The following is a 20271-nucleotide window of genomic DNA, read 5'->3' on the forward strand; positions in this document are numbered from 1 at the left end:
TTAGACCTTAACGCAGTACGCTAAATTCTGGTCAGGGACTGGTCAAATCAAGTTTGATTCGTTTTTTAGGGACGGCGGATTCAAGCTTGAAGTGCAACCGTATGCTGATAGGACTCTAACTGTTCCATAAAAACCTGATGCGGCGTTCGATACCCTAAACATTTTCTAGGACGATGATTGAGCCTGTGCATCGCTAAAGCAATGTCATCGTCGGTGATGCAATTAAAGCGCATCCCCTTTGGGAAAAACTGGCGAATCAAACCGTTCATATTCTCGTTTGCCCCACGCTCCCACGAGGCGTATGGATGGGCGAAAAAGAAATCTGCACTCAGCGCAGAAGCTATTCGTTCATGCTGAGAAAATTCCTTGCCGTTATCTGTCGTGAGTGTGTGCACGCAATGAGCGAATGGTTTAAGTAAAGTGATTAACGCGTCCCCTACGGCTTGCGCTGTTTTGAATGGCACGTGGAAAATTATTGAATACCGAGAGACACGCTCGTTAATCGTCACTAGGGCTTGCTTCTGCCCGGCACCAATCACCAGATCAGCCTCCCAGTCGCCAAAGCGCGCACGCTCAAGCACGATGGCGGGTCGCAGTTCTATTGAGACCTGGCGAGAGATGGTGCCGCGCCGTTCACGGCCGCTGCTGCGTTTTTTTCGCGTCTTCTGGCAACGCAGTGTTTTATGCAAGCTGCCGCCCGCGCGTTTGTCAGCGTAGATGTACTGGTAAATGCTCTCATAGCTAACACCGGGTTGGCATCGAGCTTCGAGGTGGCCGCTGATTTGTTCGGGGCTCCAAGCCTCAGCCAACTTTTCCTCCACTACAGCCCATGTCGAGTCAGCAACTCTAGGACTGTTGGCGCAGGCAAGTCTACGTTCTTGGGCTTTGTCATTTGCCTGCTTAGGGCGATAGCCTCGTAGACCGCGGTTACGACGCAACTCACGGCTGATGCTCGATTTATCACGGTCCATCATTTTTGCAATTTCACTTTGATTGAAGTTTGCTTTGACGAGGATTGCAATCTGGTAACGTTCGTCACGGGTGAGGTGTGTGTAAATCATTCTGGGCAACTTTGACTTGGTAGTCGGGAAGCTTGGATGCTCTCACATCTCACCCACCCGTACGGTTAATTTCAAAGTTGCACTTCAGACTTGAATCCGCGGACTTTTATTACGCTATCTGTGAGTAGTTACCCTGCGATTAGTGATCAGTTATTGCTGCTCACCCGGCGCTTTTATTTCGCTCAGCTTGGCGCTGCATTCGTTGTATTTACTGCGTCTGGCGCAGCTGTTAAACCCGCCCAGGCCAGCTTGCCTGAGACATCCATATGTGTGAGGTAGACCCGTAAATCAAACTCGTATTGGTGGTACTCGGGCTCCATATAGGTGCAGAGTTTGTAGAAGTTTTTATCGTGGCCCTTTTCTTTAATATGGGCTAACTCGTGCACGGTAATCATTTTTAAAAATTCTAGCGGTGCTTCTTTAAACAGCGAAGCCACGCGTATTTCACGTTTGGCTTTTAGTTTGTTGCCTTGCACTCTGGAGATGGTGGTGTGGGTGCCCAATGCATGGGCGATGACTTGCAAGCGGTTGTCGTAGGCAATTTTGGAGAGCGGCTCAGAGCTACGCAAAAATTCGTTTTTTAGCGTCATCACGTAGTCGTACAAAGCTTTGTCGGTACGCACGCCGTGGGCTTGCGGATATTTTTTAAGCAGCATCGCGCCCAGCTTGCCTTGGTCTTGCAATTGCTGGACTTGAGTCTGTAGGTTTTGGGGGTAGGCGCTGAGGTATTTCATGATTAAACGATGGATCACCATAACACTATTGGCTTTGGTGAAAATATTGTCGATATTCGGTTTGAGGTCGGGATTACGTTAAGGTTCAAGGCTTGAAATTTTTGGAGCTGTACTTTGACTTAATCGCTAGAGTAAGCCAAGTACCGGCAGCAGATGCGCTGCTCATATTTAATCTTGCAACTTAACGCTGTTTGCACATGCTTGCGTTGAAATATTAAATTGTTCAAAATCAATAGTGACTTTGCTTTAAATATTTATAGTTGTCAGTTGACAACTTTTAAAACATATTTATGCTGAAGACTATGAATGAGTCGCACAAAACACCCGAAAAAAGAAATAGAAGATGCAGTTAAACATGCAGAAAATAACGGGTGGCGTGTATCAGTTGGTGGCAGTCATGCTTGGGGGGAAATTTACTGCCCTTATAACAATGACGAATGTCGATGCGGAGAGTTTTGCATCACAAGCGTATGGAATACTCCCAAAAGTCCTGCTAACCACGCTAGTGGGTTAATCCGCGTGGTAAACAATTGCTCTACGCATAAAAAAATCGAATTGAAGCGAAAATTAACTCGGCCTAGTAGTAAGAGCATGGACTATACATTTACCCTCAAATACCTACTTTCTGAAAACGATTGCAACTACGACGATCTGCTTGAACGATTGGGTGCTGCCGGCTGTGACGATGCTTTGGTGGGTGTCGGCCAGCCAGGCCGGATTGCGCTGGAATTCACCCGTGATGCGAAGAGTGCGCAAGCAGCACTTTTGAGTGCGCTCAAAGATGTCAAGCAAGCTATTCCCACGTCTAAGCTGATTGAAACAGCACCTGATTTTGTTGGGCTTACAGATGTGGCGGAGTTTGTCGGGTTAAGTCGGCAAAATATGCGCAAGCTAATGCTTAAACATGCCAACAATTTTCCCATGCCAGTTCATGAAGGTAGTGCTTCTGTTTGGCATTTGGCAGATGTGCTGAACTGGTTAAAAGCCAGAGGCAATTACAAACTAGAACAAAAAATTCTTGATGTAGCCTTAGTCGCCAAACAAATTAATATCGCCAAAGAAGCGTTGCAACTCGCACCCAAAATTCAACTTGCGGTGCAAGCGCTAGTCGTCTAAATCTGCGCTGAGCTATTGCCTCTGTGCAAATTTAAATCCATCAAAAAAACAAATCTGCTGACCGTTTTTGATTGATTAGCTATTGACCTTTTCGCAAGCCACAAACAGGCACTTACCGCGCCGTGTATTCAAACGAAAATATTGACTGCTAAAAGATTTCAGACGTGAATTGCATTCTCAGATCTGCGCGACTAAACCTAGGTTGCGGCATCGAGTGGGTTGTGCGACAGCTGGTGTGCGTTCGCAACATCACCCACATCGCCTCGCTAGTTTTAAGCCTCACGCCTTAAAGCCGGAAACAAAATCACATCCCTAATGCTAGGGCTATCAGTGAGCAGCATCATCAAGCGGTCAATGCCAACGCCGCAGCCACCGGTGGGCGGCATGCCGTATTCCAGTGCGCGTACAAAGTCGTGGTCGTAGAACATGGCTTCGTCGTCGCCGCTGTCTTTGGCTGCGACTTGGGCGTTAAAGCGTGCGGCTTGTTCCTCTGCATCGTTAAGCTCGCTAAAGCCGTTGCCAAATTCGCGGCCGGTGATGTAGAGCTCAAAGCGCTCGGTCACTTCTGGCCGGCTGTCGTTGGCGCGGGCTAGTGGTGAAATCTCGGTGGGGTGTTCCATGATGAACGTCGGCTGCCAGAGTTTGTCCTCTACCGTTTCTTCAAAATACATCACCTGCAAGCTCGCTAAACTGCGCGTTGATAAGCGGTCTTTTTCTTCACTCGCGCCGAGTTTTTTCAAGGCGTTGGTGAGCCAGACGCTGTCGTCCACACCATCACCAGCCGGTGTGTGTTTGAGTATCGCTTCGCGAATCGTCAGGCGCTCAAAAGGCTGGCTTAAATCAACTGGTTTGCCGGCATACGTCAGCTGGGTTGAGCCACACACTTTTTCTGCTGCGTGGCGGATTAAAGCTTCAGTAAAACTCATCAAATCGGTGTAATTCCACCAAGCCGCGTAGAACTCCATCATGGTGAACTCGGGGTTATGGCGCACGCTAATGCCTTCGTTGCGGTAGCTGCGATTGATTTCAAAGACGCGCTCAAAGCCGCCCACAATAAGTCGCTTGAGGTAGAGCTCAGGGGCTATGCGCAAAAACATTTCCTGGTTTAGCGCGTTGTGATGGGTCTTAAAGGGCTTGGCGTTGGCGCCGCCGGGAATCGGGTGCAGCATGGGAGTTTCGACTTCTAAAAAGTCGTTCTTGACCATGAAGTCTCGAATGCTGGAGACGGCCTTGCTGCGCGACATAAAGCGCTTGCGTGCGTCGGCGTCCATGATCAGGTCAACATAGCGCTGGCGGTATTTGACTTCTTGATCGGCCATGCCGTGGAATTTGTCTGGCAGGGGGCGCAGGCTTTTGGTGATTAAGCGCAGACCGTCGGCATGAATGGACAATTCGCCGACCTTGGTGCGAAATAAAGTGCCGGTAGCTGAAACGATATCGCCCAAATCCCAGTGTTTAAAGTCGCTGTGAACCGGCTCGCCCACGCCTTCGTTGTTGATATAAATCTGAATGCGGCCGTTAGATGGACCGAAAGACGAGTCTTGCAGGGTTGCAAAGCTGGCTTTGCCCATCACGCGCTTGAGCATCATGCGACCGGCGACATGCACTTTTATGGCCAAGGTTTCCAGCTCTTCCTTGCTGGTTTCCGCGTAGCGAGCGAAAAGCTCTTCTGCATGGTGGCTGGGCTTGATGTCGTTGGGGAAGGCAATGCCGGTGCTGCGCAAGGCCTTGAGCTTTTCGCGCCGTTCGATAATCAGTTGGTTTTCGTCTTGTGGTGCGGGAACTGCTGCGGCTGGCGTTGGATGAGTCATGAAGGCGGTCTTGTGCGGTTAGGGGCTAAATGGCGGCAGGCTGTGGCTTGCCCGAAGGCTTTATTTTAGGTTTTTAAAAAGCCGCTTTGCATTTGGACGTTTTCTGGGCCTCAAATGATTCTGTTTTGACTTAGATAAGCTATTTTCTACGTCAGTTTGCGGCGATTTTTCCGTCGATCTGGTGGCACGACGCGTGCAGCCAAGGGTAACCGAAATACCCGAAATTAATGCGGTTTTTTAGCCGGTTTAAATTTGGCTTTTCATCCTGAATTGAAATGACTCCAACGCTATCTCTGCACCAGCGTTTTAACCTAGGGACTTGCCATTAGTCATTAATAAGCACATATATCCTGTTCACTTTAACGCTCAGGCGTTGGTCAATTGACGCTGAGGTTCAAAGCCATCAGCGGATTTAAAAAATTACTTAAGTTCAGACAAAGCTGTGGCGGACGCAGGTCAAGTGATTATTGGTTTGACGCTAGCCTTTTAAATATGTTGTATGAGTGTGCCATTTGAGATGACCATCTAAGAATGTCATACAAAAGTGCCATACAAGAGGGCCGACACCGCCGATACTGTGGTTATTATCAAAGTGGTTTTGAGGATTTGGTACTGACGCTGAGTTACCGCTCAAACTTGTCGGCTAGTTGTTGCTGCGACAGCTGGCTTTGCTTTGCTCCGGTTATCTGCTTAGCCACATCCCCTATCTTCTGGACAAAGTCAAAAGTTATCAAAGGTTTGAAAATGTCCGTTTTTAAGTTTAAGAGCCGTGTTGTGCTCAGTCGCGCGACTGGATTCCCGACAGATGCTTGCATGGTTGCTGCGTCCATTACTTTGTTTCAATTCGCTAGCTATCTGTATTCGCTTCCCTGCAAAAGCCAGTCACAACAAAGCCGTGCTACACGCTATCTGAGCCACGCTTTGACGATGCGAAAGGACAGCTATGCAGCTGCGTAAATCACTAATGCCTTTCTGGTTAGTGGATTTTTTGTTACTGAGCATTAGCTGGTGGTTGGCGTTTTGGTTACGGTTTAATTTTTCCATTCCAGATGAATTCAATCCATTAGTCTGGCTGTCTATGCCCTTGATGTTGGGCGCTTACCTGCTTGGCTTGGTGCTGGCGCGGGTCTATAGGCAAGTGTGGCGCTACATAGGTCTGCCTGAATTACGCCAGCTAGGCTTGGGTGTTTTTCTGGGCGGTCTACTTTGTGTGGCTGCGGTGCTGATGATGAGGTATCCACAGTTTCCACGCTCAGTGCTTCTAATTCATCCGATGCTAGTGGTGCTGTCGCTAGGTGCTGCACGCGCCGGATGGCGCACTTTTGCCGAGCATACAGAACTCTCACCTAACTCCCAACCACTGCTCATCATTGGCTCACTGGAAGACGCCACCAGCGCGCTGCGCGTTCTCAAGGGCTCAAGTCAATGGCATTGTGTAGGCATTGCCTCACCGCTGATGAAAGAGCAGGGCGCTTACTTGCAACAAATACCGGTACTTGGTTTGGCCAGCGAGATTGCAGAAATTGCTCGCTCTACAGGTGCAACTACGGTGCTGCTTGCCAGCCCACCGGGTTCAACACAGCGCCGGGACGCGCTGCTGCAAGCTAATCCTGCCGGCTTGACGCTGTTGGCCATGCCGCGCGCTGATGCTTGGCTGCGCGCTGATGGCGCAAGTTTGCACAAAATTGAACTAGAAGACTTGCTTGGCCGCGAAGCCGTGCAGCTCGATATGCGCGGCCTGGCTGAATTGTTCTCTGGACAAACAGTCTGCGTGTCAGGCGCGGGCGGCTCGATTGGCTCAGAGCTTTGCCGACAAATTGCACGCTTGGGTGTGGCGCGACTAGTGTGTATTGATGCTTCTGAGATTGCAGTCTACAAACTGGAACAAGAGCTGAGCCAAGCCCACCCCCACATGCAAGGCATTTACTACACCGCCAACGTGCGCGAGCCAGAGCGCCTGTTAGCGGTTGTGCAAAGCCATCAGCCCACGGTTTTCTTTCATGCTGCGGCCTATAAGCATGTGCCATTGATGGAGTCAAACAATGAAATTGAAGCGGTGCGCACGAACATTTTGGGCACGCTGAACGCCGCACGCGTGGCCGGTTTGTGTGGCGCGAAAAAGTTTGTTTTGATCTCTACCGACAAGGCAGTCAACCCCACCAATATCATGGGTGCGACCAAACGCATGGCCGAGTTGGTGGTGCAAAGCGTGGCGCGAGAGTTTGCTGCGACTGACTTTGTCTCCGTGCGCTTTGGCAATGTGCTGGGCTCTAGTGGCTCGGTAGTGCCGCTGTTCACAGAGCAGATCGCCAAAGGCGGGCCCATCACCGTGACGCATCCCGACATCGTGCGTTATTTCATGACTATTCCTGAGGCTGCGCGGCTGGTGTTGCAAGCCGGTTTGATGGGAAAAAGTGGGCAGATATATGTGCTGGATATGGGTGAGCCCATGAAGATTGCTGAGCTGGCGCGCTTGATGATTAAATTGTCTGGCCGCTCTGAAAATGAGATTGCATTGGTTTTTACCGGTCTGCGCCCGGGCGAGAAACTCTACGAAGAATTACTCGCAGACGACGAAACCACGGAGCCCACACCACATGCCAAACTGCGCATCGCCAAGAGCAATGGCTTGCAAGCCGTGCAGATTGAAGGCGTAGTAGCTTGGGTAAACGATGCCGGTGCCGCACCATCGAGTGCCGACATTCGGCAGTGGCTGCGCAGCCATGTGCCGGAGTATCAGGCGCGGCTGTGATTAAGAAAAAAGTGTGCGGACCAACGTTTTGGAGTTCTAAGTTTCTGTGCTCACTGGGATGCTAGCAAGCGTTGCTAGCCGACCTACTTTTTAACCAAAAATAAATCCGTCAGTTCGACCGGGTGATTGCGCTTCATGCGCGGCTTGCCCGGCGATCGAATTGGCCGCCTCAGCTTTGACTAGTTTGATGCGCTGTTGCCAATGCTCGGCTTGCTTGATTAAATTTTCAATAATGTTTTCAAAAACGTCTGGCTGGAGCTGGCCCACGTTATGGCCATAAACCAGCATCACCGCGTTCGTCTCTTCTTCTAGGCATAAGGTGGCGCCAGAGGTGCGGTGCCAGTAAAGATTGGCACCCATGAGTTCGCGTAGCAAGGGTTCAGCGCCTGTGTCGGGCAATTCGCCCAAGTAAATGGAAAGCACCAGCCGGCCTTCGGGGTCATCGTACTCAATGTTTAAAACAATATCGCCTTCAAACAACAACATGCAGCTGTGATTTTCATCGTCTAGCTTTAAGCCTTGCAGCGTTAGCGTTTGTGCCAAGCCTTCTATGAGTTTGCGAGCTTTTGCGTAGTTGTTCATTCAGGCTGACTGTGGGGTTAAAAGTCGTAGGCTGCGGTATAGCCTTCTAATGTTATTTGTGCTCCATCACCGGCTTGTGGTGTGATGCGGTAGGTTAGTGAGTAGAGTCCGATGCCATCGCCTTCGGTGAATATGTTGACGCCGTCCCTATTTATCACTGCGGGCTTAAAGCTGTAGCTGCTGCGTACTAGCCAACTGTTATCGGCTTGCTGCCAAGCTTCATGCTCAATATTGAACGATTCAGTTGCTAGTGAGCCATTCATTGCCTGCACAGTACAGGCTTCATTAAATCTATTAATACCGTTTTGATTCATACAAAAGCTGATGGCTTTCATTGTCTCTGGGCTTGCGCCGCTGATTTTTAGTTTGGAGTTAAAACTTGTTTTGATAGTTGTCTTAAGTTCCGGTGTATCACTCTCGCCATTAACGAGCGCTGCATTAATGAGTTCACCATTAATGCTAAAACGAGAGCGTACGATGTCTTTATTCATAGTGGCGCTTAAACCATTTTCTAGCCCATCACGATTGATGTGGTTCAAAATTTCGGCTCGCATATTTGAAAAAACAACGCCAGCTCTAAAGTCAGCGCTGACTGGACTAGATGTAGTAGCTTTTTTGGTGACGCCGCGCACATCTATTTCGTCTTGTCTGGTGAGCATGCTGCTTAGTTGTTGGCTTGGTGCTTGAGCCGCTGACACTAACGTTAAAGAAGTAAAGTCTGTGGCAGTTAGTTCTGCAGAATTTTGGCTTTGATTTCTCAGCGACTGTTGCAAGATCTTGCCAATTGCAGGGCGCCAAACTGCATTGGCAGTTGGGCTTACAACTTCAAGACTAGGTTCTATAACGAGAGAGCTGCCTAGTTTTTCCAGTGCAGTGTTGGCTTCGTTTTTACTAAGTCCCGCGACAGCAACAAACACAAGCTGCTGGATCAGCGCATGTGCTCCGATGTCTGATACACCAACGCTAAAAGCCATCCATTGCGGCCTGGCGTTTTCTTGTATGGCGTTTAAAGCAGACTCTAATGTATTTATTATCGTGGGCTGCTGAGACTCAGAAGCTTGTGATTTTCCTTCTGTAGAGTTGATACCTTTTAGTGCTTTGGTAAGTTTTTCGTAGTGCTCGATCTGCACCGTATTTAGCGGAGTATTTTTGCTGATCTCATCTAGTTTTTTCTTCTGCTCATCTGAAAAAATGCTTGAGCTATTAACAGCCTTTAGGGCTATGACATGTTGACCAAGTACTGCGTCAATCTTTGCTGTTAGATTTATTTCCATTTCTCGGCATATGCCTGGCGCTGTCGATCGATTGTCGGCTTTTACGTGTTCCAACATAGCTCTGCTAATGGTTTGGATCACAGGCCCTGACACGCCATTTTTTAACGCTATTTGAGAAATCGTTGAATTAGGGTTTGCTGCGTCTAGCATTGACTCGGTGCGCTTGAGAATAAGCGCTTTCGGCAGCGCTGCCTGAGGGTCTGGTAATTCACAGACTTGTTTGAAGACCTCTAGTTGCTGCTCATCTGTGATGCCTGTACCTGCAACTTCTAGTTTTAAAGTTGCTGCAATGTTTACGCTGCGTTGGATTAGTTCTAAGTTAAGTGGACGTTGCTTGCCAACTTCTTGAAGGTAGTTTTTTTGTGCATCACTTAGTGGGCACGAGGCGTCATGAAGCTGGTCAAGACTTTGGTTGTGCAATTTATTATTTTCGGTAATTGCTTTTTCAACTGTGTTGCTAATTGTTTTGTCTATAGCGCTCACAATCTCTGAGGTTCTACTGTTTGGTTTGCCGCATAGTTGCTGAGAAATTACCTCCGCACTCATATTGCTTAAGCTTTCTAAGAAGGCTTTTACTTCGCTTGCAATGACTGCTTTATCAATGGGTGCTGTCGTATTCAGTGTTTGAAGAGCGTTGTTGAAATGAGTGTCAACAGTGCTTTTTAAAGCGTCAGTTCTAAGGTTTTGTCTTATATTTTCTTTCAGAGCTTTATTAATAATCGGCTGCATCTCCTCTTGGATATTTTTTTTATTCTCACTTAATTCCGTTTTGGAGTTTCCCTTATTAAGCTTGTTGGCTTCTATTTTTGATGCGCGGATTCAAGTCTGAAGTGCAACTTTGAAATTAACCGTACGGGTGGGTGAGATGTGAGAGCATCCAAGCTTCCCGACTACCAAGTCAAAGTTGCCCAGAATGATTTACACACACCTCACCCGTGACGAACGTTACCAGATTGCAATCCTCGTCAAAGCAAACTTCAATCAAAGTGAAATTGCAAAAATGATGGACCGTGATAAATCGAGCATCAGCCGTGAGTTGCGTCGTAACCGCGGTCTACGAGGCTATCGCCCTAAGCAGGCAAATGACAAAGCCCAAGAACGTAGACTTGCCTGCGCCAATATTCCTAGAGTTGCTGACTCGACATGGGCTGTAGTGGAGGAAAAGTTGGCTGAGGCTTGGAGCCCCGAGCAAATCAGCGGCCACCTCGAAGCTAGCCACCAACCCGGTGTTAGCTATGAGAGCATTTACCAGTACATCTACGCTGACAAACGCGCGGGCGGCACCTTGCATAAAACACTGCGTTGCCAGAAGACGCGAAAAAAACGCAGCAGTGGCCGTGAACGGCGCGGCACCATCTCTCACCAGGTCTCAATAGAACTGCGACCCGACATCGTGCTTGAGCGTGCGCGCTTTGGCGACTGGGAGGCTGATCTGGTGATTGGTGCCGGGCAGAAGCAAGCACTAGTGACGATTAATGAGCGTGTCTCTCGCTATTCAATAATTTTCCACGTGCCATTCAAAACAGCGCAAGCCGTAGGGGACGCGTTAATCACTTTACTCAAACCGTTCGCTCATTGCGTGCACACTCTCACGACTGATAACGGCAAGGAATTTGCCCAGCATGAACGAATAGCTTCTGCGCTGAGTGCAGATTTCTTTTTCGCCCATCCATACGCCTCGTGGGAGCGTGGGGCGAACGAGAATATGAACGGTTTGATTCGCCAGTTTTTCCCAAAGGGGATGCGCTTTAATTGCATCACCGACGATGACATTGCTTTAGCGATGCACAGGCTCAATCATCGTCCTAGAAAATGTTTAGGGTATCGAACGCCGCATCAGGTTTTTATGGAACAGTTAGAGTCCTATCAGCATACGGTTGCACTTCAAGCTTGAATCCGCCATGTAATTTCTTCATTAGATTTAGCGATAAAGTCATCGCATTTTTCGGGGGTCAAAAAGGGAAGCTCTTGGAGCTCTTTATGCATTGAGAGCAGCAGTAATGCCTTTGTGGTTTGGGCTTCTACTTCATTGGCACTGATTGATCCTTGGGTGTAGATGGCTTGTTTTTTACAATTTTCTAAAATCGTTTTTTTAAGGAATGTTGTATCGTCTTTTGCTGAGACTGGCCTTTTTTTTACTATCTCTTTGATGAGGGCATCGGCGATAGTATTAATACGTTTGGAGTTTTGTGCTGCACAATTTTTACTGGCTTTGTCTAGGGCCGCGAGGGTAGTTGTAACAGTCTTGGCGCTTAAAGGTTTGCCGTTTATTGGTGGCAGCGAACATAGGTTGGTCAGGTCGCCATGCTTTGCTTTTAGTGCTTGGATAAAACCACTTCGAACATCGTTGTTGTTCGCTATATATTCCTGCGCTGCAGCGGGGTAGTTATCACAGGTTTTTTTGGCATCTGCGACCGAGCGCCATTTACCGAATACTGAGCTGCTCGACAAAGACCCCAAGAATGAAGTCCAGCGGCTCGGCGGCATGAGCGGCTTATTGATTGTTAGCTGACTGGCTTTTAGCGTAACGACGGATTTGCCGAGATCTGTGTGGTTCTTTTTAAAAGTGCTTATTGCTTGACTGAAACTTCCGATGTCCATCGTCTGACCCCACCTATAAAAGATTTATAACGGCTAACTTGCCGTCACTTAACGCATTCTTTGCTGGGCTTGGGCCGCAGCAATGAATGCACACCTTTTATTCGTAACATCAAGCCAGCATATGTCGCCGGCGTGCTGGCTTAAAACGCAATCCCGGTGCGGTCTAGGATGTCGCTCACGAGTTCGAGTCTGACCAGTGGATTGTCTAGCTCCATTAAGCGCTGCTTGAGCTCTATGGGCATGGGCAGCAGCTCGCACCAGCGGTTGGCGACCCAGCCGCAGTCGTCGAGCTGATAGGGCTCTTGCATAGGCATTTGATCGGCGGGTATTTGGCGTTCTTTTAGGCTTTTGATCAGCTTGCCTAGGGAGTTGGCAGTTGCCTGCAGATCGGGTGGGATGGCGACCTGCATGTCATTGGCAATTTGCGTAACGTCGGCTATCCACAAACCGTGTTTGAGCTTTTCGTAGCGCTGGATATTAAAGCGCTGCGTGCCGCTGCAACGGATCATCATCAAGCCTGGTTGCGGAATTGAGAAGGTGTCTATAGTGACCAGCGTGCCGACCATTGAGAAGGCTTCGTTGGCAAAGCCGTCGCCGCTAGGGCCGGTGTTGGCGGGTTTTTTTACTTCTGAGCCTTCGGTCAGCGCAACCACGCCAAAGGGCGCGCCAGCTTTGTGGCATTTGCCAATCATGTCGAGGTAGCGGACCTCGAATATTTGCAGTGGCAGCAAGCCGTCCGGAAACATGACCGAACCTAAGGGGAATAAAGGAAGAGATGCGAGACTTAATGGCTCAGACATGGATGAATGCCTAGTTTGAATGTGAATTTTTAATCATCTCACAGACTAAAAATTCAGTTTGCGTCGCTCGCTTAAATCCTGTCAATACCAAGGCAGTAAGCAGATTTTCGTCTGTACTGCCATCGGTTTTAGCTCACTGCATCGGCTGGCAAGCGTTGCAGCATGGCGAGTGTGCTGGCGATGGTTTTACGCAGCTCGCGGCGGTCACAGATAAAGTCAACCGCACCTTTGGTTTGCAAGAACTCAGCGCGCTGAAAGCCTTCGGGCAGTTTGACGCGCACGGTGGACTCAATCACGCGCGGTCCGGCAAAGCCTATCAAGGCCTTGGGCTCGGCAATGACAACATCACCAATAAAGGCAAAACCAGCGCTTACGCCGCCCATGGTTGGATCGGTCAATACGCTGATGTAGGGCAGGCCTTTTTTCGCCAGCCGCGTCAGTGAGGCATTGGTTTTAGCCATTTGCATTAGGCTAAGCAAGCCTTCTTGCATGCGTGCACCGCCGGTTGCAGTAAAGCAAATAAAAGGTACTTTTTGTTCCATGGCGGCATGCACGCCGCGCACAAAACGCTCGCCCACTACGCTGCCCATGCTGCCACCCATGAAGTCAAATTCAAAGCAGGCAACGACGACGCCTATGTTGTGAACTGAGCCGCCCATGACTATGAGTGCGTCAGTCTCTCCCGTGTTTTCTAGTGCATCTTTCAGCCGCTCGGTGTATTTGCGGCTGTCTTTGAATTTCAGCGCGTCTACCGGTAGAACTTCTTGGCCTAACTCGTAACGGCCTTCAGCATCGAGAAAGGCGTCTAGCCGCTCGCGTGCGCCTATCCGGTGGTGGTGGCTGCACTGCGGGCAGACGTTCTGATTTTTTTGTAAGTCGGCCTTATAAAGAACCGACTCGCAGCTTGGGCATTTAATCCACAGCCCTTCGGGCACGCTGCGGCGCTCGGTTGGGTTGGTGGGGGTGATTTTGGGGGGTAGAAGTTTTTCTAACCAGGACATGGAGGGATTCCTTGTAGAGATGCTTGCCGCTCAGGCGCTGAAAACGTTTAGGGCTAGTCTAGCGCAAGGCGGATTTCACGCAAAAAGTCGCGTGCGGTTGCGGCGACTTGCTCACGCGGCTGGTGTTCAATCAGCTGGATGATTTTGCTGCCAATAACCACTGCATCGGCGACCTTGCCAATCGATTGTGCGGTCTGCGCGTCGCGAATACCAAAGCCAACGCCTACTGGTACGCTCACATGTTGACGAATGCGCGGCAACATTTGAGCCACGGCATCCACGTCTAAGGTGCCAGCACCGGTAACGCCTTTGAGCGAAACATAGTAGACATAGCCGCTGGCGACTTCTGCGACTTGCTGCATGCGGGCATCGGTTGATGTGGGCGCTAGCAAAAAGATCAAGTCCATGTTGTTGGCGCGCAAGTCAGCGGCAAACTGCACGCACTCTTCTGGCGGGTAGTCCACGATTAGCATGCCGTCCACACCGGCTTCGGCGGCATCGCGGATAAAGGCGCTTTGCGGCTTGTCAGATGGGGTTTTGACAGCGTGGCGAATATCGTAGCGCTCGACTGGGTTGGCGTAACCCATGAGCACGACTGGCGTCTCGGTGTTGGTTTGGCGGAATTCCCGCACCATTTGCAAAACTTGTAACAAGCCTATGCCCATGCTGAGGGCTTTTTCGCCGGCTTTTTGAATCACTGGGCCGTCCGCGCTGGGGTCAGAAAAAGGCACGCCCAGCTCGATCACATCGGCACCGCCAGCGACCATGCCGTGCATGAGTTCAGGTGTGACATCGGCAAACGGGTAGCCAGCGATGACGTAGGGAATCAAGGCCTTGCGGCCCTGAGTTTTTAGCTTGGCGAAGGTAGCTTGGATGCGGCTCATTTGACCAGTCTCACGATTTGTTCTTGGCCACCTTTGACGGATTGGCCCTTGCAGGAGGGGCGGCAGTAAAAGTCTGCATTGCTCAAGTCGGCGATAGTGCCTATGTCTTTGTCGCCGCGGCCAGAGAGGTTGACCAGAATCGTCTGGTCGCTGCGCATGGTTTTGGCTAGCTTCATGGCATAGGCCACGGCATGGGCTGACTCAAGCGCGGGGATGATGCCTTCTACTTTGCACAGGTAGTGGAATGCTTCTAGCGCTTCGGTATCCGTAATGCCCACGTATTCGGCCCGGCCTATGTCTTTTAGAAAGGCGTGTTCTGGGCCTACGCCGGGGTAGTCTAGACCGGCGCTAACGCTGTGCGTTTCAGTGACTTGACCATCTTCATTTTGCAGCACATAGGTACGGTTGCCGTGGAGCACACCGGGAATGCCGCGTTGCAGCGAAGCCGAGTGTCGACCACTGTCCATGCCCTCACCAGCGGCTTCTACGCCAATGAGACGGGTGTTTTCGTGGGCGATATAGGGATGAAATATGCCCATGGCATTGCTGCCACCACCTACGCAGGCGACGACCGCATCGGGCTGCTTGCCTTCGGTCATGAGTGGCATTTGTGAAATGCATTCCGTGCCTATGACGCTTTGAAAATCTCTGACCATCATTGGATAGGGATGGGGGCCGGCAACCGTGCCAATGATATAAAAAGTGTTGTCGACATTGGCAACCCAGTCACGCATGGCTTCGTTTAGCGCGTCTTTAAGCGTCTTGCTGCCGCTGGTGACAGGCACTACTGTGGCGCCCAGCAGCTTCATACGGTAGACGTTGGGGCTTTGACGCAGCACGTCTTCGCTACCCATGTAGACCACACATTCCAAGCCGTAACGTGCGCAAATAGTCGCAGTGGCTACGCCGTGCTGGCCAGCGCCGGTCTCGGCAATAATGCGCGGCTTACCCATGCGCTTAGCCAACATGGCTTGACCAATGGTGTTGTTAATCTTGTGCGCGCCGGTGTGGTTAAGGTCTTCGCGTTTGAGGTAGATTTGCGCCCCACCTTGCTCACGGCTCATGCGAGCTGCGTGGTAAATAGGTGAGGGCCGGCCTACAAAGTGCTTGAGTTCGTAGTTAAATTCAGCGATGAACTCGGGGTCATACTGATATTTGGCATAAGCAGCTTTTAGTTCATTGATTGCGTGGGTCAGTGTCTCTGAGACAAAGCTGCCGCCGTAATTGCCAAAATGGCCTTTGAGATCAGGTTGTTGGTATTCGTACATGGTTTCTTGCAAGTTGCTCGTCAGCAGCGCGAACGGCGGCGACGAATTGTTTGATTTTTTCGTGGCATTTGATTCCCTTAGAAATCTCAACGCCAGAGCTCACATCAACGGCCAGCGTTTTAGCGCGTGGCCTTACCTGCAAAATGCCATCGATCACATTTGCATGCGTCAATCCACCAGACAAAACGAGGTGAGCGTTGACGCTTGGAGGAAGAAGTGACCAATTGAATGTTTTTCCGCTGCCACCAAAACCCTCGACATGAGCGTCTAGCAAGATGGCCTGTGCGGCTTTAAAGTCCTGTGTGTATTTTACGAGATCAAAGAATGCCGCACCGTCACCTAGGGGAATACGCGCTGCACGAATAAACGGACGGCCTAGGCGCTGGCAATCTGCTGGCGCTTCGTCGCCGTGAAATTGCACCACTGCCGTCGGGATTAAGCGGCAAGCCGCTTGAATGTTTTCCAGCGGCTCGTTCACAAACAGCAGTACTGGGGTGACGAATGCTGGCAGTCGGCTAACCAGTTCGGCTGCGCGTTCGGCACTGACATTGCGCTGGCTAGGTGGGTAGATCACGAAGCCAACAGCGTCTGCGCCGGCGGCGACTACTGCGTCCACATCTTGCTCGCGTGTCAGGCCGCAGATTTTGATTCGGGTGCGTTCAATTGTCATGGAAGCCAATCATAGGCGGCTGTGCGTTCTGGCAAGCCGTAACGGTCTTCATAGCGTGGGCCTAAAAAATACAGACCATCGGGTGAGAAGGTAGGCGCTGCTGCATCGCGCCGCTTGGCCGCTAGGACCTGATTAATCCAATCAGGCGCTTGCGCGCCTTGGCCGACTGCCATTAAGCAGCCCATGATGTTGCGAATCATGTGATGCAAAAACGCGTTGGCTTCAAATTCAAAGCGCCAGTAGCCTGCACGCTGGCTGATGTCTATGCGGGAAATCGTTTTAATCGGCGATTTGGCTTGGCATTGTGCGGCGCGAAAAGAGCTGAAATCGTGCTCACCTATCAGCAACGCAGCGGCTTCTTGCATCGCCGGTCCGTTGAGGGGACGAAACACCCAACCGACCCGACCGCGTTCAATGCTGGGCCGCACTGGCGACTCCAGCACCACGTAGGCATAACGCCGCGATGTCGCGCTGCCCCGGCAATGAAAATCGTCCGGCACTTCGCGCGCCCATTGCACGGCGATGTCATGCGGCAAGAAACTATTTGTGCCGCGCACCCACGAGGCGATGTCGCGCTGCAGCGAGGTGTCAAAGTGGGCCACTTGCATTAAGGCGTGTACCCCGGCGTCGGTGCGTCCGGCGCAGTTTACCCGTATTGGCCCGGTGGAAAAACGTGCCAAGGCCAGTTCGAGTTTGTCTTGTACTGTGTTGCCCGATAACTGGCTTTGCCAGCCTTGGTAGGCGCTGCCGCTATAGCTGATGCCTAGCGCGATTCTCATGCTGCTGTCCCTGACTGTGCTAATGGTGCTGATGGTTGTGATGGCGTCGGCCGAGGCCTAGCTTCAAATATTAAAAACAGTTTCAAGCGTGGCGTTAAGGCAATGCGTTGATAAACGCCTGTGCTTTATCTTTCAGTGCGCCACTGGCTTGTGCTAGCACTTCCTTTGCCAACGTACGCGCACCGTCTTGGTCGCCAATTGCGAGGAACTCTTGGGCAAGCGCAAGCTTGGTCTCTAAGGGGCTCTGTGCATCGTTTGAGGCTTTTGGCTCTGGACTATTGCTTTGCTGAGGTTCCAGATCTAGCGATAAAGCGCCCATGTCGAATTCAATCACGTTATCTCGCGATATGTTGGGTGAGGCGGGGGGAGTTGCTGGTGGGGTGCTTTCTGCGAAGGCTTGCGTCGGTGTGTAGGTCGCGCTTGGAGTTTCTATATCTAAGCCCTCAGACAGAGGGTCCGAAGCTTGGGCTTGGTTTGCTGTTTCGCCCAGCAGAGTTGGATCTTGGGGCTTAAGTGTGCTGGGCTCAACGGTTAAATTATCTAGCGAAATGTCTAAGTCGAAATCAATGTTTTTCTTGCTCTGCGCTGTCAATGGTGCGGCTTCGGCGATGGGAGATTGTCCTGACGCTGTTGCTTGATCTAAAACTGCAGGGCTTGGTCGAATTTCAGTTTTGTCGGCAAAATTGTTTTGCTTAGGCATGTATTCTTGCACGCTGGCTAGAAGGTTTTGTTCCAAGTTAGGCTGTGTATTGGCTGCCAACAGGGGTTCGGCCAAAGGTGCTGGCTTGGCAAGCTCAGTCTTGGTGTCCAGCGCAGATTGACCTTCTTTGTACAAATTGTTGTTTGGGTCAATCTCACGACCCATTTCACTGATGTAAAGCCATTCAGGACCTACGTTGCCACTTACTTTGCTGGCTACTTTAGCCAAGCTTTCGAAGGCTTTGATATCACGGCGTTTGGCATAAATTTCCAGAAGTTTGGCATGTATGGCGACCCGTACAGGACTGCTGCGCAAGGCTTCTGTGAGAATTTCTTCGGCCTGCAGATCGCGTCCATAGGCGAGGTAGACATCGGCCTCGGCAACCGGATCTACATCGCCTCCGGCGTCAAGCTGGCTAGGTGAGTAGATTAAAGAGGAGCCCGTGCCGCCACCGTCAGAGGTGTCAATGTGCTGACCACCGCTGGCGCCAAAGAAGGAGTCCGCTTGCGCTCTGCTTTCCATAAACGAGCTATCAACCTGTGCGAGGTTTCGGCGTTGCCGGTAACGGTAAAGACCTAGGGCTCCTAGCAACAAGAGTATCAAACCCAAGCCAGGAATCAAGAAGGCGCTGTCGTTAAAGAGAGCTTTTAAGTCTTGCTCTTGATCTTTAGCTTTTGGTGCTGCTGGTTTACTGGCTGAACTACTTGCAGCAGGCGCGGCTAGCGCTGCGCTTGAGGCCGCTGCGGCAGAAGCGGCAGCGGGAGCCGCAGCTAGATCTGCCCCAGCGGTACTGGCTGGTGCAAGAGGGTTTGTTGCGGTGGCATTTGCAGCTGACGAGCTCGGTTGGCTGGCCACAGCCGTTGGCGCTGCTGTGGCGAGGGCCGGAATGCTTGGAACGGTTAGCGCAAGATCACTTGCAGATTTCGCACTGCTTGAAGCCGCATTGTTAGCGGCTGGACCGCTGGTGTCCCCGGTGAGGCGTTTTAGTTCGGCTATGTTTTTAGCCAACTCGGTTATACGCGCTGCGTTTTGAGCGAGTTGGCGCTCGTTGGCGATTTTCTCTTCGGCTGAGGCGGTTTTGCCTTGTACAGCACCTTTAGACAAAGTCAGCTTATCTGGCGCTGCGGCACCGGCTGCAGCGTCTTCGACCTTGGCTTGTAGCTTGCCGCCCAACTCACGCGTTGCGTTACTTTGTTCGACCTGACCCATGCCTTGCGCCAGCTTGCGCCTAAAGTCGTTGAAATCTTTGCTCTGCGCCACAATCAAGCGTGTGGCTTCTTGTGGCGCTGTCGCTTGAGCTTGTTCGGTATTGGGTATTTCTAGCAGGCTGCCGGATTTGAGCCGATTGACGTTATTGCCCACGAATGCGTCAGGATTAAGCCTGAGCAGTGCAATTAGCATTTGGTCTAGAGATACGCCCGACTTGTTATTTGCAGCTACAACGCCCCAGGCTGTGTCGCCATTTTTGACGTTAACAGCTGACTTTGCGGGTTTGGCTGGCGTGACGTTGAGCGGTGCAGGGCGTGGTGGAGTTTTTTCTGTCTCTGGCTGCTTAGATTGTGCTGCTGGGTCAGGCAAGCTGGGCTTAAGTGCGGGTGCGGCGGGTAGTGTTCTGCTTTTTTCTACTGGTGCGGGCGCTGGCGCCGCTAAAGTGATGGGGTTTGTCGGGGTAGCGGCCCGATTTGCGTTCAGTTGGGGTGGATCAAACAGCATCGTGTAGTCACGCACTATTCGGCCAGATGACCATTTCGCTTCGATTATTAGGTCTAAAAATGGCTCGTTAATCGGGCGAGTGCTGGTCAGGCGCAGATAACTGCTGCCGTTAGAGCGTTTTTGCAGGCTAACAACGATCTCGCTGGCTACGTTGCTATAACTTAAGCCGGCCGCCCTGAATGTCTCGGGCGATGCTATGTTGGCTTGTAGGCTGCTGAGTTCTTCGGCGTTAATCTGTGGGATCTCAACTTCAGCCTTGATCGGTTGACCCAGTAAGGACTGTACCGTGATACGTCCTAGGCCTAGTGCCGTGGCATCTAGGCTGGTCAAACAACCAATCAGTGCAATGGCACTGGCCAGCGCTGAAAAACGCCGAAAATTGCAGTTAGTCATGGAATTTTGGGTCTCCGCTGCTTGATGTGATCGTAATTTTATTTTGCTTAAGCGCACAAAAAACCTTGAGGCAATAGTCTAAAAACAACCTTACCATCAAGGTATTGGACTGACAAGCTTAGAGGCGGGTTA

At 50.9% G+C, this 20271-nt stretch carries 17 protein-coding genes and 1 pseudogene; 4 read left to right on the forward strand and 14 right to left on the reverse strand.

The window, feature by feature from the left end; translation table 11 throughout:
• Positions 1 to 80: 80 nt before the first annotated feature.
• Positions 81 to 1061 carry an IS30 family transposase gene (locus HC248_RS04610; protein WP_168920958.1) on the reverse strand — a complete coding sequence of 327 codons (981 nt, stop codon included), beginning with the start codon at positions 1059 to 1061 and terminating at the stop codon, positions 81 to 83.
• 182 nt (positions 1062 to 1243) lie between these two features.
• Positions 1244 to 1795 carry a YgjP-like metallopeptidase domain-containing protein gene (locus HC248_RS04615; RefSeq protein ID WP_168921482.1) on the reverse strand — a complete coding sequence of 184 codons (552 nt, stop codon included), beginning with the start codon at positions 1793 to 1795 and terminating at the stop codon, positions 1244 to 1246.
• Between the two features lie 306 nt (positions 1796 to 2101).
• Here HC248_RS04615 and HC248_RS17620 point away from each other — a divergent pair.
• Both HC248_RS17620 and HC248_RS17455 read left to right on the forward strand, forming a co-directional pair.
• Positions 2102 to 2344 (forward strand): annotated as a pseudogene (locus HC248_RS17620) (hypothetical protein); the annotation flags it as partial.
• Between the two features lie 42 nt (positions 2345 to 2386).
• The gene (locus HC248_RS17455) at positions 2387 to 2911 is read left to right on the forward strand and encodes a helix-turn-helix transcriptional regulator (protein ID WP_202882418.1); all 525 of its coding nucleotides are present in this window, start codon (positions 2387 to 2389) and stop codon (positions 2909 to 2911) included.
• A gap of 272 nt (positions 2912 to 3183) precedes the next feature.
• Here HC248_RS17455 and lysS read toward each other — a convergent pair whose 3' ends face one another.
• Together lysS and HC248_RS04630 are read right to left on the reverse strand one after the other, a co-directional pair.
• Positions 3184 to 4722, reverse strand: a complete 1539-nt coding sequence (lysS, locus tag HC248_RS04625; RefSeq protein WP_168921484.1) for a lysine--tRNA ligase — start codon at positions 4720 to 4722, stop codon at positions 3184 to 3186.
• 623 nt (positions 4723 to 5345) lie between these two features.
• The gene (locus tag HC248_RS04630; protein WP_168921485.1) at positions 5346 to 5552 is read right to left on the reverse strand and encodes a hypothetical protein; all 207 of its coding nucleotides are present in this window, start codon (positions 5550 to 5552) and stop codon (positions 5346 to 5348) included.
• Between the two features lie 113 nt (positions 5553 to 5665).
• On the opposite strand from HC248_RS04630, the gene HC248_RS04635 reads away from it, so the two are divergent.
• Entirely contained in the window at positions 5666 to 7474 is a 1809-nt protein-coding gene (locus HC248_RS04635; RefSeq protein ID WP_168921486.1) for a polysaccharide biosynthesis protein, read from the forward strand.
• A gap of 90 nt (positions 7475 to 7564) precedes the next feature.
• On the opposite strand, the gene HC248_RS04640 is transcribed toward HC248_RS04635, so the two are convergent.
• Both HC248_RS04640 and HC248_RS04645 read right to left on the reverse strand, forming a co-directional pair.
• Positions 7565 to 8056: a type III secretion system chaperone gene (locus tag HC248_RS04640; protein WP_168921487.1), complete on the reverse strand. Its 492-nt coding sequence runs from the start codon at positions 8054 to 8056 to the stop codon at positions 7565 to 7567.
• Between the two features lie 17 nt (positions 8057 to 8073).
• Positions 8074 to 10059 carry a hypothetical protein gene (locus tag HC248_RS04645; protein WP_168921488.1) on the reverse strand — a complete coding sequence of 662 codons (1986 nt, stop codon included), beginning with the start codon at positions 10057 to 10059 and terminating at the stop codon, positions 8074 to 8076.
• Between the two features lie 184 nt (positions 10060 to 10243).
• Here HC248_RS04645 and HC248_RS04650 point away from each other — a divergent pair, with 184 nt between their 5' ends.
• On the forward strand, positions 10244 to 11224 hold the full coding sequence (locus HC248_RS04650; RefSeq protein ID WP_168921489.1) for an IS30 family transposase: 981 nt from the start codon (positions 10244 to 10246) through the stop codon (positions 11222 to 11224).
• Here HC248_RS04650 and HC248_RS04655 read toward each other — a convergent pair.
• The 8 genes from HC248_RS04655 to HC248_RS04690 form a co-directional block, all read right to left on the reverse strand.
• Positions 11215 to 11931, reverse strand: coding sequence for a hypothetical protein (locus HC248_RS04655; protein ID WP_168921490.1), 717 nt, complete (start codon positions 11929 to 11931; stop codon positions 11215 to 11217). The genes HC248_RS04650 and HC248_RS04655 overlap by 10 nt on opposite strands.
• Before the next feature lie 140 nt (positions 11932 to 12071).
• Entirely contained in the window at positions 12072 to 12731 is a 660-nt protein-coding gene (locus tag HC248_RS04660) for an LON peptidase substrate-binding domain-containing protein (RefSeq protein WP_168921491.1), read from the reverse strand.
• A gap of 128 nt (positions 12732 to 12859) precedes the next feature.
• Positions 12860 to 13732 carry an acetyl-CoA carboxylase, carboxyltransferase subunit beta gene (gene accD / locus HC248_RS04665; RefSeq protein ID WP_168921492.1) on the reverse strand — a complete coding sequence of 291 codons (873 nt, stop codon included), beginning with the start codon at positions 13730 to 13732 and terminating at the stop codon, positions 12860 to 12862.
• A 53-nt stretch (positions 13733 to 13785) separates the two neighbouring features.
• Positions 13786 to 14616 carry a tryptophan synthase subunit alpha gene (trpA, locus tag HC248_RS04670; RefSeq protein ID WP_168921493.1) on the reverse strand — a complete coding sequence of 277 codons (831 nt, stop codon included), beginning with the start codon at positions 14614 to 14616 and terminating at the stop codon, positions 13786 to 13788.
• Positions 14613 to 15884, reverse strand: a complete 1272-nt coding sequence (trpB, locus tag HC248_RS04675) for a tryptophan synthase subunit beta (RefSeq protein ID WP_168921494.1) — start codon at positions 15882 to 15884, stop codon at positions 14613 to 14615. The genes trpA and trpB overlap by 4 nt, the downstream gene beginning before the upstream one ends.
• Positions 15862 to 16554 (reverse strand): phosphoribosylanthranilate isomerase, encoded by a 693-nt coding sequence (locus tag HC248_RS04680; protein WP_202882419.1) that lies wholly within the window; start codon positions 16552 to 16554, stop codon positions 15862 to 15864. The genes trpB and HC248_RS04680 overlap by 23 nt, the downstream gene beginning before the upstream one ends.
• Positions 16551 to 17333 carry a tRNA pseudouridine(38-40) synthase TruA gene (gene truA, locus HC248_RS04685; RefSeq protein WP_168921495.1) on the reverse strand — a complete coding sequence of 261 codons (783 nt, stop codon included), beginning with the start codon at positions 17331 to 17333 and terminating at the stop codon, positions 16551 to 16553. Before truA ends, HC248_RS04680 begins: the two co-directional genes overlap by 4 nt.
• A 94-nt stretch (positions 17334 to 17427) precedes the next feature.
• On the reverse strand, positions 17428 to 20139 hold the full coding sequence (locus HC248_RS04690) for a FimV/HubP family polar landmark protein (protein WP_168921496.1): 2712 nt from the start codon (positions 20137 to 20139) through the stop codon (positions 17428 to 17430).
• Positions 20140 to 20271: the final 132 nt, after the last annotated feature.

This window comes from Polaromonas vacuolata (assembly GCF_012584515.1).
Taxonomy (GTDB): domain Bacteria; phylum Pseudomonadota; class Gammaproteobacteria; order Burkholderiales; family Burkholderiaceae_C; genus Polaromonas; species Polaromonas vacuolata.

Bases quoted from the DNA above. Each gene is read 5' to 3' on its own strand.
- lysS (WP_168921484.1), bottom strand. From the start codon at position 4,722: ATGACTCATCCAACGCCAGCCGCAGCAGTTCCCGCACCACAAGACGAA.
- HC248_RS04610 (WP_168920958.1), bottom strand. From the start codon at position 1,061: ATGATTTACACACACCTCACCCGTGACGAACGTTACCAGATTGCAATC.
- HC248_RS04630 (WP_168921485.1), bottom strand. From the start codon at position 5,552: ATGGACGCAGCAACCATGCAAGCATCTGTCGGGAATCCAGTCGCGCGA.
- HC248_RS04680 (WP_202882419.1), bottom strand. From the start codon at position 16,554: ATGACAATTGAACGCACCCGAATCAAAATCTGCGGCCTGACACGCGAG.
- trpA (WP_168921493.1), bottom strand. From the start codon at position 14,616: ATGAGCCGCATCCAAGCTACCTTCGCCAAGCTAAAAACTCAGGGCCGC.
- HC248_RS04635 (WP_168921486.1), top strand. From the start codon at position 5,666: ATGCAGCTGCGTAAATCACTAATGCCTTTCTGGTTAGTGGATTTTTTG.
- truA (WP_168921495.1), bottom strand. From the start codon at position 17,333: ATGAGAATCGCGCTAGGCATCAGCTATAGCGGCAGCGCCTACCAAGGC.
- HC248_RS04650 (WP_168921489.1), top strand. From the start codon at position 10,244: ATGATTTACACACACCTCACCCGTGACGAACGTTACCAGATTGCAATC.
- trpB (WP_168921494.1), bottom strand. From the start codon at position 15,884: ATGTACGAATACCAACAACCTGATCTCAAAGGCCATTTTGGCAATTAC.
- HC248_RS04660 (WP_168921491.1), bottom strand. From the start codon at position 12,731: ATGTCTGAGCCATTAAGTCTCGCATCTCTTCCTTTATTCCCCTTAGGT.
- HC248_RS04655 (WP_168921490.1), bottom strand. From the start codon at position 11,931: ATGGACATCGGAAGTTTCAGTCAAGCAATAAGCACTTTTAAAAAGAAC.
- accD (WP_168921492.1), bottom strand. From the start codon at position 13,732: ATGTCCTGGTTAGAAAAACTTCTACCCCCCAAAATCACCCCCACCAAC.
- HC248_RS04615 (WP_168921482.1), bottom strand. From the start codon at position 1,795: ATGAAATACCTCAGCGCCTACCCCCAAAACCTACAGACTCAAGTCCAG.
- HC248_RS04690 (WP_168921496.1), bottom strand. From the start codon at position 20,139: ATGACTAACTGCAATTTTCGGCGTTTTTCAGCGCTGGCCAGTGCCATT.
- HC248_RS04640 (WP_168921487.1), bottom strand. From the start codon at position 8,056: ATGAACAACTACGCAAAAGCTCGCAAACTCATAGAAGGCTTGGCACAA.
- HC248_RS04645 (WP_168921488.1), bottom strand. From the start codon at position 10,059: ATGCAGCCGATTATTAATAAAGCTCTGAAAGAAAATATAAGACAAAAC.
- HC248_RS17455 (WP_202882418.1), top strand. From the start codon at position 2,387: ATGGACTATACATTTACCCTCAAATACCTACTTTCTGAAAACGATTGC.